Raw genomic sequence first — 13,917 nt, 5'->3', positions numbered from 1 at the left:
TCTCTCCTTACCTTCGCCGATGGCTTACGGCGCCAAACGGCTGACGTAGTTTTGCAGGGCCAGATCGATATCGCGCTCCGTCTTGCGGATGACGTCCGCTTCGATGGCCGGTTCCTGCCCCTCGCCCGGCGTTCCCTTCTTCTGTTCCTCTTCCGCCTTGCGCGTCAGGGTCTGGATATAGAATTGGATGCGCGGGCTCATCTGCTTGCGGATATCTTCGATCACCAGCTTGCGGTGGTACGGGTCCAAGGCGATGCCCGCCTGGACTTCGATCGACTGCAGCTTGAGCGGTGCTTCCTGGTCCAGGTAGCAATCGATGGCGCGGCGGATATCCGGGTACGGCGGCGGGGGCGTGACGAACGCCGGCAGCCCGTTTGCCGTCGGGGACGGATATTGATGCGGCGTTTGGGTCGCCTGCGGATCCATGCCGGATAGCGGATCTTCCTTGGGCTCGTTCACGACGAGCTTGCCCGGTCCCGGCATAACCAGCTGGCCGATTTCCTTCACTTGCTCTTCGCTCGGCGCCGACATGCCGATGTTGAGCGTGCCGCTCAGTTTCTCGACCTTCAGCTGGTCGAAGTGGTATTGAATCGTATCGACATGATAATACGGTTTGTTTTCCGCGGCGTTCATCCGTTCGTTCAGGTCGTCGAGCTGCCGGCACAGTCTGCCGATGACCGCCTGCTGCTCGTTCACCTGGCCCTGCAGCTGCTGAACATATTGATTGAGCGCCATGACCATTTGCCATGGAGACGGCGTTCTATTCGGATCGTTCTGCATATGCGGGCACCTCCGGCACTAATTCGGATTCGGCAGCGGCACGAAGTTGACCGGATTCTCCTCCAATTGGGGAGCCGGTCCCGTGAATCCTCCCGTATTGTACATTTGGGCGTTCGACGCGATGGAACCCGCCGTCCCGACTTGCAGGACGGACGAATTCGTCACGCTGTTCACGCGAAGCTGATGGATGGTGATGGTTTGATGAACGGTCAGATTCATCAGACGTTGACTCCGTTGGCGAGGTTGTTTTCCGTGTTGTCCTGAATGTCCGGATCGTTCGTGTTCGTAGCGCTGACGGCGTTATTGGAATTCGTCAGGCTGCCGGTCAGGAAGGAGCCGGATCCCGCGTACGTCTTGGAGGAACTCGCCGGGGAGAGCTGGACGGAGTCGCCGAACTGCACGATGGCGCTCGAACCGACGCTGATGACTTTGACGAAGCCGACGATGGCTGGCATGGTGCCTCACTCCTTATCTGGGATTGCAGCATCGTTGCTACATCCTATGCGGCAAACGCCCAGACGTGACTTGCGCGGCCATCTCCTCCTGTGGCGGAACCGTGGGCGGATGCATACAGTGGTAGGAAGAAGAACGGAAGCGGGGGGAGCCGCGATGGCGCTCGATTGGGAGGAACTGGAGCAGTGGATGGAGAAGCAGCAGCTGCCTAAAGGGTTTGATGTGTTCCGGCAGTCGGAATGGATCGAGAATTACGTCCGCAATATGATGAACAAAGCGATCCCGGCGGCTTCGACGGCATTCCAGACGTCGAACGCGAACGTGGCCGAGACGAAGCGGTTCGTGGTCGTCACGTATCCGCTCGGGGAAGCGGCGGACCTGTCGGAGCTCCGGCTGACGGCCAAGGAGGACCGGCTGAGGCTGAGCGGCCTGCCGGGCGGCGAGTCCGAGACGATCCGCCTGCCGAAGCTGGTGCTGCCGCGCAGCTGCCAGGCGGAATACGACGGCGCGGTACTAAAGGTGAAGCTGCGGAAGCGGCCGCCGAGCAAGCGGTCCCATATCGCGACGATTCAAGGGCCGTAAGCGGGAAACGTCACATATCTGTCACCATTTCGGCCGAACTTCATCGGCGCGTCCGCTGGCGGACGGCGGGTTCTTTCCTTATAATGCAGGTAAAGGAACTTGCATAGGGAGTGTTTTCCGTGACGCTGGTGGATGTCAGCCAAATCTCGGCCGCCTTGTTCATTACGGGTGCGATCTTCATCTTGTTGTTTTTCGGCCTGCTCAGCCTCGGGGTATTGAAAATGTTTCAGCTCAAGTACCGGCAAGGCTGGTTCAGCTTCATCGGCGCGGTCGTCAGCGGCGCCGTGTTCGGGATCATATTGAATACGTGGTTCGTCTGACGCGCTGCGCGCGGCGCGATCGAACGCGGAAGAGCCGTTTTTCGTCCGGGAGCCGGGCGGGAAACGGCTTTTTGGCGCGCAATAAATTTGTTGTCCCATTCGGGGCGGCGCGTCTAAAAATAGTCAATAATCCAAGTTGCCAGAACATAAGATGGAGTATAAGATAATGATATGAGAGAATATTCAGAACATTTCGTCAATGAATCCATACGAGGGGAGGGCTTGCCGATGAACAAGAGCCATGAAGTCGAGTATTGCAACCTGGAGCTGCGCTTCGACCGCCGGCAAATCCAGAATCTCATTCGGGATCTGATCCAGGAAGGGTACTCGCTCTATTGGAGCGAAACGGACGTTTATTTTCTCATCTCCGTGCGAAGCGGCCGCAAGCTGGTTAAGCTTCGGTTTCAACGGATGCGCAACCGTTACAAGATCGTCGGCGATTATTTGATCAGGGACGAGAAGCTCTCGGATCTGCTCGAGAAGCTGATCAACGATTCCCGCGGCCACGCGGTGGTCAAACGGTTCAAGGACCGGCAAATCGTCATCGAGAGCATCATGTTTGGCGAAATCATACGACTTGTGGAGGTGTCCGGCATGGAACATCGGATCATTTATCAGAAGAAACCGTTCGTTACCGTCGAAGAAGTGATTCAGGCGTTTCAGTCGAAGCGTGCGGAGGAACGGGCCTCCGTTCTCCGGTTCGAGCTCGATTACGAATTGTCCGTCCTCCACGAAGCGATTACGGAAGGGCGGGAGACCGATATGGCGCAGTCCAGGGAACGGCTGCAATCCCTGAGAACCGAGATGATACAGCTTGAGCTTTAGGAAGACCGAACGCGCGCACGCGAAATAGACTCCCGGCCGAACGCGCGCCGGGGGTTTATTTTGTTTGGGTTTCTCCGTTATACCGCGGCCGTCAACGGCAAAATGTTGGGCGTCATGGTTTTCATTAGCGGTCAAAAAGAGTAAACTAGGGGTGTTGTATGCGTGGTGGGCCTGGCGGCGCGCCGCGTTGCTTTAACCCTATCACAGAGTAAAGGTGTGGAATCGTTCAAATGTCGAAACAGCAAATCGGTGTCGTCGGACTTGCCGTCATGGGCAAAAATCTTGCCATGAATATCGAGAGCCGGGGCTTCACGGTATCCGTGTTCAACCGCTCCCGCGAGAAGACGGACGACCTCATGAAAGAAGCGGCAGGCAAAAACCTCGTCGGTACATACACCATCGAAGAATTCGTGCAATCCCTCGAAGTCCCGCGCAAAATCCTGATCATGGTACAGGCCGGCGCGGGCACGGACGCGACGATCGACGCGCTCGTGCCGCTGCTTGACCAAGGCGACATCATCATCGACGGCGGCAACGCCTACTTCCCGGATACGGTCCGCCGCAACAAGGCCCTCGAGGCCAAGGGTATCCGCTTCATCGGCACGGGCGTGTCCGGCGGCGAAGAAGGCGCGCTCAAGGGGCCGTCCATCATGCCGGGCGGCCAGGAATCCGCGTACAAGCTGGTCGAACCGATCCTGACGGCGATCTCCGCGAAGGTGAACGGCGACCCATGCTGCACGTACATCGGGCCGGACGGCGCGGGCCATTACGTCAAGATGGTCCACAACGGCATCGAATACGGCGACATGCAGCTCATCTGCGAAGCGTACGACCTGCTGAACCGCGTGCTCGGCGTTAGTACGGAAGAGCTGCAGTCGATTTTCGAAGAATGGAACAAGGGCGAACTCGACAGCTATCTGATCGAGATCACGGCCGACATCTTCTCGAAGTACGACCCGGACACGAACAAGCCGATGGTCGACGTGATCCTGGACTCCGCGGGCCAGAAGGGCACCGGCAAATGGACAAGCCAAAGCGCGCTCGATCTCGGCGTGCCGCTGTCCATCATCACGGAGTCCGTCTTCTCGCGCTTTCTGTCCGCCCGCAAGGAAGAGCGCGTCGCGGCGAGCAAGCTGCTTAAGGGACCGCAGGCCGGTCCGTTCCAAGGCGATAAGAACGCCTTCATCGAAGCGGTCCGCAAGGCGCTGTTCGCGAGCAAAATCTGCTCCTACGCGCAAGGCTTCGCCCAAATGCGCGCCGCGTCCGACGAATACGGTTGGAATCTGCGCTACGGCGACATCGCGATGATTTTCCGCGGCGGCTGCATCATCCGTGCCGGTTTCCTGCAGAACATCAAGGACGCGTATGACCGCAACCCGGGTCTGACCAACCTGCTGCTCGACGAGTATTTCAAGGACATCGTCGAATCCTACCAGGGTGCATGGCGCGAAGTCGTTGCGACGGCCGTGACGCAGGGCATTCCGGTTCCGGCGTTCGCGAGCGCGCTGGCGTACTACGACAGCTACCGCACGGAGCGTCTGCCGGCCAACCTGCTGCAGGCGCAGCGCGACTACTTCGGCGCCCACACGTTCAAGCGCGTGGACAAGGAAGGCACGTTCCACTTCAATTGGATTCAATCGTAAGATCCGCAATCAATTCTTGCAGGCAGCTCCGGAGGCGGTCGGTTTCGTGGCCGCATCCGCCGCGCTGCTTGAGGAGCATGAGCGACGCTTCGGCGAAGCTTTGAAATTTCCGCAATAACAGTGGCTGAGGAAGACCGACCAAGTCGGGCGCTTCGTCAGCCATTTTCTTTTTGACGAAGGCCAGCGTCCAGACGACGTCGTCGCGTGAAAGCGGATAATCCGGGTTGTTCAACCGGTCGACCCTGTACCGGGCGGATAGCGGCTCTGGCAAAGAAGCCATGGAATCACTCCTTTTTCGGATGGTAGCACGTATTAACAACTCTACGGTAGAAACAAGTTTTTTATACCCCCGCAACTCTAAAAATGCTATAATCATGGAACATGTTTATCGTGTAAATTGATGCGAAGGGAAGGTGCCGGCGATGAGCGAGAGCAAGCCGCCGCGGCATGTGGTGCTCGTCGGCTTCATGGGCACGGGCAAGTCGGCTGTAAGCCGCCGGCTGGCGGAGCTGATGGCCTGCGGGGCATGCGACGTCGACGCCGAGATCGTGAAGCGCGAAGGGGAAGAGATCGCTGCGATCTTCGCGGGACGGGGCGAGGGCGAATTCCGGGCCGCGGAGACGGAGGCGCTGCGCGCCGTACTCGGCCGGGACGACACGCTCGTCGTCGCGACGGGCGGCGGCGCGGTGCTGTCCCCGGCCAACCGCGAGCTGATGCTGCAGCGCGGATTCGTCGTGGCGCTGACCGCGGATCCGGAGCACGTGATCGCGCGCGTCAGCCAGGACCCCGACCGGCCGCTGCTGCGGGGCGATGTCCGCCAGCGCGTGTACCAGCTGCTCGAGGACCGGAGGGGCGCCTATGAGTTCGCCCACTTGACAATCGATACGACGGCGCTCTCCGTGGACGAGGTAGCGGAACGAATCGCGCAAGCGATCAGCCTAGTCTGAACCACCCAACATTCCATAGAAAAAGGGGAAGTACGTAAACCATGGACGTTCTCGTTACGCCAACGCCGAGACTGCAAGGCGAACTGCAGGCGCTTTCTTCGAAAAACTACACGACCCGCTATCTGCTGGCCGCAGCGCTGGCCGAAGGTACCAGCACGATCCATTATCCGGCCCACAGCGAGGACAGCGACGCCATGCGCCGGTGCATCCGGGATTTGGGAGCGGTCATCGAGGAAGACGACCGGAAGATCACGATCACAGGCTTCGGCAAGCGTCCGCGGGACGTGAAGGAGCTGGACGTGGGCAACGCCGGCGCGGTACTGCGCTTCCTGATGGCGATCGCGGCGCTGGCGCCGGACGTGACCTTCGTCAACCGGTACCCGGAATCGCTCGGCAAAAGGCCGCACGACGACTTGATCGACGCGCTCGGACAGCTCGGCGTGGACGTAGAGCATAACGCCGGCAAACTGCCGATCACGATTCGCGGCGGCGCGCCGACGGGCGGCAAGATTCAAGTATCCGGCAGCGTCAGCTCGCAATTCCTGAGCGCGTTACTCTTCTTGACGCCGCTGCTGCAGGAAGACAGCGAGATCGAGGTGCTGCACGACCTGAAGTCGAAGGTCGTCGTAGGCCAGACGCTGGAGGTGCTCGAGCAGGCGGGCATCGTCATCGAAGCGAGCGAGGATCTGATGCGCTACCGCGTGAAGGGCGGGCAGAAGTACGCGGCGAAGGAGTACATCGTGCAGGGCGATTACCCGGGCTCCGCGGCCGTGCTCGCGGCCGCTGCCGTCACGCAGTCCGACGTGAAGCTGCACCGGCTTCTTGAGAACAGCAAGCAGGGCGAGCGCGCCATCGTCGACGTGCTTCGCGCGATGGAGGTGCCGCTGACCCACGATAACGGCGTCGTGCACGTGCAGGGCAACGGCAAGCTGAAGGCGCTCGAATTCGACGGCGACAAAGCGACGGACGCCGTGCTGGCGATGGTCGCGGCGGCCGTGTTCGCCGAAGGCACGTCTCGGTTCTACGACGTCGAGAACCTTCGGTTCAAGGAATGCGACCGCATCACCGATTATGTGAACGAGCTGCGCAAGGCGGGGGCCAATGTCGAGGAGCGCCGCAGCGAGATCATCGTGCACGGCCGTCCCGAAGGCGTCGAAGGCGGCGTCGAGATCAACGCCCATTACGACCACCGCGTCATCATGGCGCTGACCGTCGTCGGGCTTCGCGCCAAGGCGCCGATCCGGATTCGCGACGCTCACCACGTCGCCAAGTCGTATCCGATTTTCTTCGACCACATGAAGGCGCTCGGCGCCAACGTGGAATGGGCCGAACCGAAGTAAGGCACGCTAGAACGGGAAGCCGGTCATTCAACCACCGAAAGGAATGAGGCTAATGGCGTTCGCGAATCCTTCGCGGGATGAAATCAAGCGTATATTAGAAGAAGCGGACACAATCGCGGTCGTGGGCTTATCGGACAATCCGGAGCGAACCTCCCATATGATCGCGCAAGCGATGCAAGCCAAGGGCTACCGGATCGTACCGGTCAACCCGAGCGCGGAGTCGATCCTCGGCGAGCAGGCATACGCGTCGCTGAAGGACATCCCGTTCCCGGTCGACATCGTCGACGTGTTCCGGCGCAGCGAGTTCACGCCGCCCATCGCCGAGGAAGCCGTCGCGGCCGGCGCCAAGACACTCTGGCTGCAGCTCGGCGTCGTGAACGACGAAGCGGCCGAAATCGCGCGGCAGGGCGGGTTGAACGTGATCATGGACCGCTGCATCAAAGTGGAGGATTCCATCCTTCTGCCGCACGGCAAATCCAAATCTTGATCATGTACTGGAAAGCCATATGCTGACAAACATAAAAACGTGACGCGTCTCCAACAATAAGGGAGGCTTTTTGATGACCATGGCCGCGATGCCTAGGGAATCGGAGCCTAATCCACGCATTCTAGGAGGACGACACGACGATGAATCAATTCGGGCAACAGGGCTTCGGCATGAACGCGTCGGGAATGAGACAGCAAAACCAATATCAACCGGCGGGCTTCGTGCAATCCCACTACCAAGGCATTCCGAACCAGCCTGGCAGCATTTCAGCCCAATCCAATACGGGGCCGGTGATTTCGCACCTGGGGTACACGGCGAACAGCGGTCACGGCCAACAAGCATCGATGAATTCGTTCTCCGGACAACGCTACACGAGCAGCACGCAGCCGGTGCTTTCGCATTTCGGAGGCAGTGCCGTTCAGCAGCAATCGCAGCCGGTCATCTCGCATTTCGGCGGTTATCAAGCGCAAAACGCGCAGCAATCGCAGCCGTATCAAGCTTCCTCCAGCATGCAGCAGCAATCGCAGCCGTACCAAGCCTCTTCCGGCATGCAGCAGCAGTCCGCGATAGGCCGCGGCTCTTTTGCGGCGACCTCCCAGCCGGTCATCTCGGCCTTCGGCGGCTACCAAGCGCAGAACGCGCAGCAGTCGCAGCCTTATCAGGCGGCGCGCCAGATGAACCAATCGACGTCGCAGCCGGTGCTGTCGCACTTCGGAGGCAGCTCGGTGCAGCAGCAATCGCAGCCGGTCATCTCGCATTTCGGCGGTTACCAAGCGCAAAACGCGCAAAGCCAAAGCTTCGGCATGAGCAATGCCGGCAGCTATGGCGCGACGAGCTACACGAGCCAAGCGGGCAGCACGCCGGTTCTGCAGCACGCCGGCTTCGCCAACCAAGGTCCGGTTGTTTCCCGCACGGGCTATACCGCAAGCGGCAGCCAAGCGGGCATGGGCATGACGAACAGCAACCTGCAACGTTTCTAAACAGCCTAGGCATGCCAGCTGAACGAAACGGCGAGACGGCGGACCTCCGGTCCGCCGTTTTCTTTTTGACAACGGGACAGGAAACCCTTACGATCAAAGTAGAATCCGCGGCGGATTCGACTGCGAAGCCGCGATCCCGTACATAGAGAGGGGGACATTCATGAACATCATGGGTCATTTGCAGCAGCTCGGCCGATCCTTGATGCTTCCGACCATTGTACTGCCCGGAGCGGCTGTATTTCTCGCGCTGAGCGCACTGCCGTGGGCGTCGATGGGCCTGCCGAGCATGCATACGCATTTGCAGACCGCGGGCGAGACGCTCTTCGCGTATTTGCCGTATTTGTTCGCGTTCGGCGTCGCGATGGGCATGACGAGCAACGCCTTGACGGCGGGGCTTGCGGCAATTGCGGGCATGTTTATTTATACAAGCATTATTAACGCCAGCCATTACGAGCTGGAGCCAACCGTGTTTACCGGCGTCCTGATCGGCATCGTGACGAGCGTCCTGAACGAGAAGTTCAAGTCGCTCAAGCTGCCCGAATATATCCAGTTTTTCGGAGGGCCGCGGTTCGTGCCGCTGATCGTAAGCGCATTCTCGACGCTGTGGGCGATCATCATGGTCGAGATCGCGCCGTCGATCCACAGCGCCTTGATGGAGCTGGGCGACATCGTCAATTCCGGCGGAGGCTTCGGGGTATTCCTCTTCGGCTTCGTGCTGCGGATCCTCGTCGTCTTTGGCTTGCACCATCTGGTCAGCCACGTGTTCTGGTTTCAGGTCGGCGCGTACGAGACGCCGGGCGGGCATATGGTTTTCGGCGACCTGCCGCGCTTCTTCGCGGGCGACCCGACGGCGGGCAGCTTCATGGCCGGACTCTATCCGACCATGATGTTCGCGCTGCCGGCCATCGCGTTCGCTATTATACACGAAGCGCGCGAGGACTTGAAGCCGAAGATCCGCAGGACGTTCCTGACGGCCGCGCTGTCGTCCTTCCTGACGGGCGTGACGGAGCCGATCGAATTCGCGTTTCTGTTCGTGGCACCGTACCTGTTCGTCGTGCACGCGCTGCTGTCCGGCTTCATGATGTGGCTGACTTACGAGCTCGGCATCCGGACCGGCTTTTCGTTCTCGGCGGGGGCGATCGACTATCTCATCAACGAGCATTTGGCCACGAGAGGCTGGCTGATCATCCCGATCGGCATCTTCTTCGGACTGATCTATTACGTGATGTTCCGCTGGGCGATCCGCCGGTTCCGCATTCCGACTCCGGGGCGGGAGGAAGGCTCGCAGCTCGATGAATGGGCGGGCGACATCCCGTACCGGGCGCCGCTCATCCTGCAGGCGATCGGCGGAAAGGAGAACATCGTCCAGATGGAGGCCTGCATCACCCGGCTGCGCCTGAAGGTCGGGAGCGACCGGCTGATCGACAACAACGCGCTGAAGCATCTCGGCGCGGCGGGGGTCATCCGGCTCGGCGGCGGCAACGTCCAGATCGTGTTCGGCACGTATTCGGAGCTAATTCGGGAAGAGATGGACAAAGCGATCCGGCGCGACATCTCGCGGGTGCTCTTCAACTCGCCGGTGCAAGGCAGGATGATGCCGCTCAGCGAGGTGCCCGATCCGATCTTCGCGGGCAAGCTCGTCGGGGACGGCGTCGCCTTCATGCCGGAGAAGGGCGAGCTCGTCTCGCCCGTGCCGGGCAAAGTCATCCACGTCTACCCGTCGATGCACGCGATCGGGATCCGGACGCCGGAAGGACTCGATGTGCTGCTGCACATCGGCATCGATACGTCGCAGCTGAAGGGCCACGGATTTAAGGCGGTCGTCAAAGAGGGCGACCAAGTCAAGCCAGGCCAGCTGCTGATTACCTTCGACATGCAGAAGATCCGCAAAGGCAGCAAATCGCTCGCTACGCCGATGGTTATCACGAATTCGGACCGCGTCAGCTCCTGGAGCTTCGCGCCGTTCAAGAGCGTGAAGCGCGGTCAGGCTTCCGTCATGTCGGTCGTTCTAAAAGAGAGAAGCGGTGGAGGGGAAACAGCGTGATTCAAGGGATAGGAGCTTCAACGGGTATCGCGATCGGAAAAGCGTTCGTCCTTCCGAACTGGGAGTGGGATTTGCCCGAGCAAAAAATCGACGTGGGCGATCTTGCCCGGGAATTCGACCGGCTGTACGAGGGGATTCGCACGTCCAAGGTCGAAATCGAGCAGATGAAGGATGAGCTTCGCGAGGTCGTAGGCGCGGAAGAAAGCTATATTTTCGACGCGCACCTGGCCATACTGGACGATCCCGTGTTCATGAACGAGATTCAGGGCATCATTCAGCGGCAGTACAAGGCGGCTGAAGTGGCCGTCAAGGAAGCGATCGACCATTTCGTCACCATGTTCGACTTGCTCGACGACGAATATATGAAGGAACGCGCGCTCGACATCAAGGACGTGGGCAACCGGCTGCTGAAGCATTTGCTTGGCGCGCCGGAAATCACGCTGCCGTCGGATACGCAGCCGTTCATCCTGATCGCGAAGGAGCTGTCCCCGTCGCAGCTGGCGCACCTCAATCCGCACCACGTGCTCGGCATCGCGACGCTGGCCGGCAGCATGACGTCGCACTCGTCGATCATGGCGCGGGCGCTGGGCGTGCCGCTCGTCATCGGGATCGAATCGAAGCTGGAGGAGCCGATCCAGACCGGCGACATGCTGATCATCGACGGCGGCCTCGGCATCGTGCACATCCACCCGGAGCAGGCGCTCGTCGATTATTATACGGGCAAGCAGATTCTGCAGCGTGAGAAGAAGCAGCAGCTGAAGGGCATCATCGGCTTCAAGCCGGTGACGCAGGACGGCAAGGAGATGGAGCTGAGCGCCAATATCAGCTCGCTGAAGGAGCTGGACGTCGCGCTCGCGAGCGGGGCGAACGGGGTGGGCCTGTTCCGGACGGAGTTTCTGTACATGGACCGCAGCCGGCTGCCTCGGGAAGACGAACAGTTCGAGGTGTACCGCACCGTGGCCGAGAAGCTGTATCCGAAGCCGCTCATCATCCGCACGCTGGACATCGGGGGCGACAAGCAGCTGGATTACTTCGAGCTTCCGGCGGAAGACAATCCGTTTCTGGGGTATCGGGCCATCCGCATCTGCCTCGACAAAACCGACCTGTTCAAAACGCAGCTGCGGGCAATTCTGCGCGCCGGCGAACGCGGGAACGTGAAAATCATGTACCCGCTCATCTCGTCAGTCGACGAGGTGCGCGCGGCTAACCGGCTGCTGCAGGAATGCAAAGACGAGTTGCGCGCCGAGGGCGTGCCGTTCGCGGCCGACATTCAAGTCGGCATCATGATCGAGCTGCCCGCCGCCGTCGTGATCGCGGACATGCTCGCCGAAGAAGTGGACTTCTTCAGTATCGGCACGAACGATCTCATTCAATTCACGCTGGCGGTCGACCGGATGAACGAGCAGATCTCCCATCTGTACGAGCCATATCACCCGTCAGTGCTGCGGATGATCAAGCTGACGGTGGAGGCCGCCAAACGCCACGGCATCCACGTCGGCGTATGCGGCGAGCTGGCGGGGGACGTCAAGGCGCTGCCGATTTGGCTGGCGCTGGACGTCGACGAGCTAAGCATGTCCGCGCATTCCATCCTGCCGGTCAAGGAACGGCTGCTCTCGCTGCGGCAGCAGGACAGCCGCGACAGTTTCGAACGGATCCTCGCGTGCCGGACCAGCACGGACATCCACGAGCTGCTCAACCTCAGGACGTCCGAGGAGCAGCTGGCCGAGGAATATCCGGACGTTTTCAAAAACAGCTGAACCGCGGACGGTTGCGGGCGGCTGAGCTTCAAGCGACAGGAGGCGAAAGAGCGGCACCCCAGGGGTGTCGCTCTTTCGCTTCGTCCGATTCGCCCAGGCTTAGCCGCCCCGCAGCGCGTCAACGAACGCCTTCGCGTACGGCGGCAGGTCCGGCGGACGGCGCGCCGAGACGAGATGCCCGTCCACGACGACCGGCTCGTCCAGCCACACGGCGCCGGCGTTTTCCATATCGTCGCGAATGCCGGGGGTGGACGTCACCTTGCGGCCCTGCAAAATTTTTGCCGAGATCAGCACCCAGCCGGCATGGCAGATCTGCCCGATCGGCTTCGCCGCCGCGTCCATCTCCCTGACGAGCTGCAGCACCTTCGGATAACGGCGGATCTTGTCCGGCGCCCAGCCCCCCGGGACGAGCAGGCCGTCGATGCGAGCGGCGTCCAGCTCGTCGTAGGCGGCGTCCGCCGTCGCGGGCACGCCGTATTTGCCGATGTGCGTGCGGCCCTTCTCCGGACCGGCGAACAGCACGGTCACGCCTTCCTCGCGCACGCGGTAAACGGGATACCATAATTCCAAATCTTCGAACTCGTCATCCAGCAAGCAGACGACCGTTTTGCCTTGCAGCGACATCGTTTGTCATCCTCCCTCAGCCTTGCGCATATGTAAAATCAAGCCCGCCTAAACCACCCTCATTTTAACGAAGACGCCGCGGCGAAGCAACCGCGCCGTCCGCTGGTACGCGTCCTGAGCGCCTCCTTGCCCGCCTCGGGCGCTGGCTGCTTAATCCGCTAGATGCAAAAATTACAACCAACGCGCAAGAAGGACTTTCATGCGAAAAGTCGAATACCTTTAACGTCGAGCTACGCCTCTGAAAGAACGCTTTCAAGGCCTTGCTGCTTTTAGAAGAAGGGGTGGACCATTTTGCAAAAGCGCTGTTCTTGCGGCGACGTGATGCCGATGAAGCTGCGGACCGTTATTTATTCCAACAAGGTCGAAATCGATAACGTACCCATCTACTCTTGCCCTTCGTGCAACCGCAGCGAAGTGTTTCCGGAGGTCAAACCGGACTTGACGGGATTGATCGGCCAGCTGGGCGCGCAGCCTACAAAACAAACCTTCCTGTTTAATGAGTGGAATGAATGGGCAAAGCTGTTAGTAGAAGCCTATTACGAACATAAACATTCCGATCCTGCGATCGTCCGGAAGATGACGGAGGAACGGATCGACATGCTCCTCGATCTGCTGGCCGTCGCGCAAGCCACCGGCGACCGGGACTGGGTGGCGGACATACATAAGCGGTTAAGCCAGCTGAGCAGGAGCATGCTTCAATACGGCTAAGAAGGAAGTGCAAGCATGGAAATGCCTCTTCCGATGAGAACGCTTGCGGATTGGGAAGGCGCTTACGGAAGCTCATTCCGGCAGCCGCTGCTGGTGTTCAAGCACAGCACGCAGTGCTCCATCAGCGCCGGCGCGTACGACGAATTGGCCAACTGGCTGGAGGACGCGCAGGCGCTCGAGCTGACGCCGGTCCTCGCGCTAGTGCCGGACAACCGCGACGTATCGGACGCGATCGCCGAGCAATTGAAACTCAAGCACGAGTCGCCGCAGCTGATTCTGGTGGACGGCGGCAACGTGTCGTGGCATGCTTCCCACTGGCGGATTACCTACTCGACATTAGACGAGCATCTCGGCACGCATTGCGAAAAGTAATATTTTGTCGTATGATTAAAGATAAAGTGTTACGGGGCGAGAGAAAAATTTGAAC

The 13,917-nt window shown here is 60.1% G+C and carries 17 protein-coding genes; 12 read left to right on the top strand and 5 right to left on the bottom strand.

The window, feature by feature from the left end:
* Nucleotides 1-24: 24 nt before the first annotated feature.
* The 3 genes from gerPC to ACFPB1_RS12025 are packed head-to-tail and all read right to left on the bottom strand — an operon-like array spanning nucleotide 25 to nucleotide 1,235.
* Nucleotides 25-780 carry a spore germination protein GerPC gene (gene gerPC / locus ACFPB1_RS12035; RefSeq protein ID WP_379225445.1) on the bottom strand — a complete coding sequence of 252 codons (756 nt, stop codon included), beginning with the start codon at nucleotides 778-780 and terminating at the stop codon, nucleotides 25-27.
* 18 nt (nucleotides 781-798) lie between these two features.
* Nucleotides 799-999 (bottom strand): spore germination protein GerPB, encoded by a 201-nt coding sequence (locus ACFPB1_RS12030; protein ID WP_090635706.1) that lies wholly within the window; start codon nucleotides 997-999, stop codon nucleotides 799-801.
* Nucleotides 999-1,235 (bottom strand): spore germination protein, encoded by a 237-nt coding sequence (locus ACFPB1_RS12025; protein ID WP_379225442.1) that lies wholly within the window; start codon nucleotides 1,233-1,235, stop codon nucleotides 999-1,001. The genes ACFPB1_RS12030 and ACFPB1_RS12025 overlap by 1 nt, the downstream gene beginning before the upstream one ends.
* Before the next feature lie 118 nt (nucleotides 1,236-1,353).
* Here ACFPB1_RS12025 and ACFPB1_RS12020 point away from each other — a divergent pair, with 118 nt between their 5' ends.
* The 4 genes from ACFPB1_RS12020 (at nucleotide 1,354) to gndA (ending at nucleotide 4,603) form a co-directional block, all read left to right on the top strand.
* The gene (locus ACFPB1_RS12020) at nucleotides 1,354-1,815 is read left to right on the top strand and encodes an Hsp20/alpha crystallin family protein (protein ID WP_379225440.1); all 462 of its coding nucleotides are present in this window, start codon (nucleotides 1,354-1,356) and stop codon (nucleotides 1,813-1,815) included.
* Between the two features lie 119 nt (nucleotides 1,816-1,934).
* Nucleotides 1,935-2,135, top strand: a complete 201-nt coding sequence (locus ACFPB1_RS12015) for a hypothetical protein (RefSeq protein ID WP_379225438.1) — start codon at nucleotides 1,935-1,937, stop codon at nucleotides 2,133-2,135.
* A 228-nt stretch (nucleotides 2,136-2,363) separates the two neighbouring features.
* Nucleotides 2,364-2,960 carry a hypothetical protein gene (locus ACFPB1_RS12010; RefSeq protein WP_379225436.1) on the top strand — a complete coding sequence of 199 codons (597 nt, stop codon included), beginning with the start codon at nucleotides 2,364-2,366 and terminating at the stop codon, nucleotides 2,958-2,960.
* A 230-nt stretch (nucleotides 2,961-3,190) separates the two neighbouring features.
* The gene (gndA, locus tag ACFPB1_RS12005) at nucleotides 3,191-4,603 is read left to right on the top strand and encodes an NADP-dependent phosphogluconate dehydrogenase (protein WP_379225434.1); all 1,413 of its coding nucleotides are present in this window, start codon (nucleotides 3,191-3,193) and stop codon (nucleotides 4,601-4,603) included.
* On the opposite strand, the gene ACFPB1_RS12000 is transcribed toward gndA, so the two are convergent.
* Complete coding sequence (locus ACFPB1_RS12000; protein WP_379225432.1) at nucleotides 4,584-4,835, bottom strand: hypothetical protein; 252 nt, start codon at nucleotides 4,833-4,835, stop codon at nucleotides 4,584-4,586. The genes gndA and ACFPB1_RS12000 overlap by 20 nt on opposite strands.
* Before the next feature lie 190 nt (nucleotides 4,836-5,025).
* On the opposite strand from ACFPB1_RS12000, the gene ACFPB1_RS11995 reads away from it, so the two are divergent.
* The 6 genes from ACFPB1_RS11995 (at nucleotide 5,026) to ptsP (ending at nucleotide 12,158) form a co-directional block, all read left to right on the top strand.
* Nucleotides 5,026-5,550, top strand: coding sequence for a shikimate kinase (locus tag ACFPB1_RS11995; protein WP_379225430.1), 525 nt, complete (start codon nucleotides 5,026-5,028; stop codon nucleotides 5,548-5,550).
* A 41-nt stretch (nucleotides 5,551-5,591) separates the two neighbouring features.
* Nucleotides 5,592-6,890, top strand: a complete 1,299-nt coding sequence (gene aroA / locus ACFPB1_RS11990) for a 3-phosphoshikimate 1-carboxyvinyltransferase (RefSeq protein ID WP_379225428.1) — start codon at nucleotides 5,592-5,594, stop codon at nucleotides 6,888-6,890.
* A gap of 52 nt (nucleotides 6,891-6,942) precedes the next feature.
* On the top strand, nucleotides 6,943-7,377 hold the full coding sequence (locus ACFPB1_RS11985) for a CoA-binding protein (protein WP_379225426.1): 435 nt from the start codon (nucleotides 6,943-6,945) through the stop codon (nucleotides 7,375-7,377).
* A gap of 140 nt (nucleotides 7,378-7,517) precedes the next feature.
* Nucleotides 7,518-8,357, top strand: coding sequence for a hypothetical protein (locus tag ACFPB1_RS11980; RefSeq protein WP_379225424.1), 840 nt, complete (start codon nucleotides 7,518-7,520; stop codon nucleotides 8,355-8,357).
* Nucleotides 8,358-8,517: 160 nt separating this feature from the next.
* Nucleotides 8,518-10,401 carry a glucose PTS transporter subunit IIA gene (locus ACFPB1_RS11975; protein WP_379225422.1) on the top strand — a complete coding sequence of 628 codons (1,884 nt, stop codon included), beginning with the start codon at nucleotides 8,518-8,520 and terminating at the stop codon, nucleotides 10,399-10,401.
* Complete coding sequence (gene ptsP, locus ACFPB1_RS11970; RefSeq protein WP_379225420.1) at nucleotides 10,398-12,158, top strand: phosphoenolpyruvate--protein phosphotransferase; 1,761 nt, start codon at nucleotides 10,398-10,400, stop codon at nucleotides 12,156-12,158. The genes ACFPB1_RS11975 and ptsP overlap by 4 nt, the downstream gene beginning before the upstream one ends.
* Nucleotides 12,159-12,257: 99 nt before the next feature.
* Here the strand turns inward: ptsP and ACFPB1_RS11965 are convergent, their stop codons facing one another.
* Nucleotides 12,258-12,782: a type 1 glutamine amidotransferase domain-containing protein gene (locus ACFPB1_RS11965; protein WP_379225418.1), complete on the bottom strand. Its 525-nt coding sequence runs from the start codon at nucleotides 12,780-12,782 to the stop codon at nucleotides 12,258-12,260.
* A gap of 327 nt (nucleotides 12,783-13,109) precedes the next feature.
* Here ACFPB1_RS11965 and ACFPB1_RS11960 point away from each other — a divergent pair, with 327 nt between their 5' ends.
* Nucleotides 13,110-13,490, top strand: coding sequence for a hypothetical protein (locus tag ACFPB1_RS11960; RefSeq protein WP_379225416.1), 381 nt, complete (start codon nucleotides 13,110-13,112; stop codon nucleotides 13,488-13,490).
* Between the two features lie 15 nt (nucleotides 13,491-13,505).
* Entirely contained in the window at nucleotides 13,506-13,862 is a 357-nt protein-coding gene (gene ytxJ / locus ACFPB1_RS11955) for a bacillithiol system redox-active protein YtxJ (RefSeq protein WP_379225414.1), read from the top strand.
* Nucleotides 13,863-13,917 lie beyond the last annotated feature (55 nt).

It is taken from the genome of Paenibacillus sp. GCM10023250, from assembly GCF_042653205.1.
Classification (GTDB): Bacteria; Bacillota; Bacilli; order Paenibacillales; family Paenibacillaceae; genus Paenibacillus_Z.
This window is presented reverse-complemented; position numbering and strand designations above follow the sequence as displayed.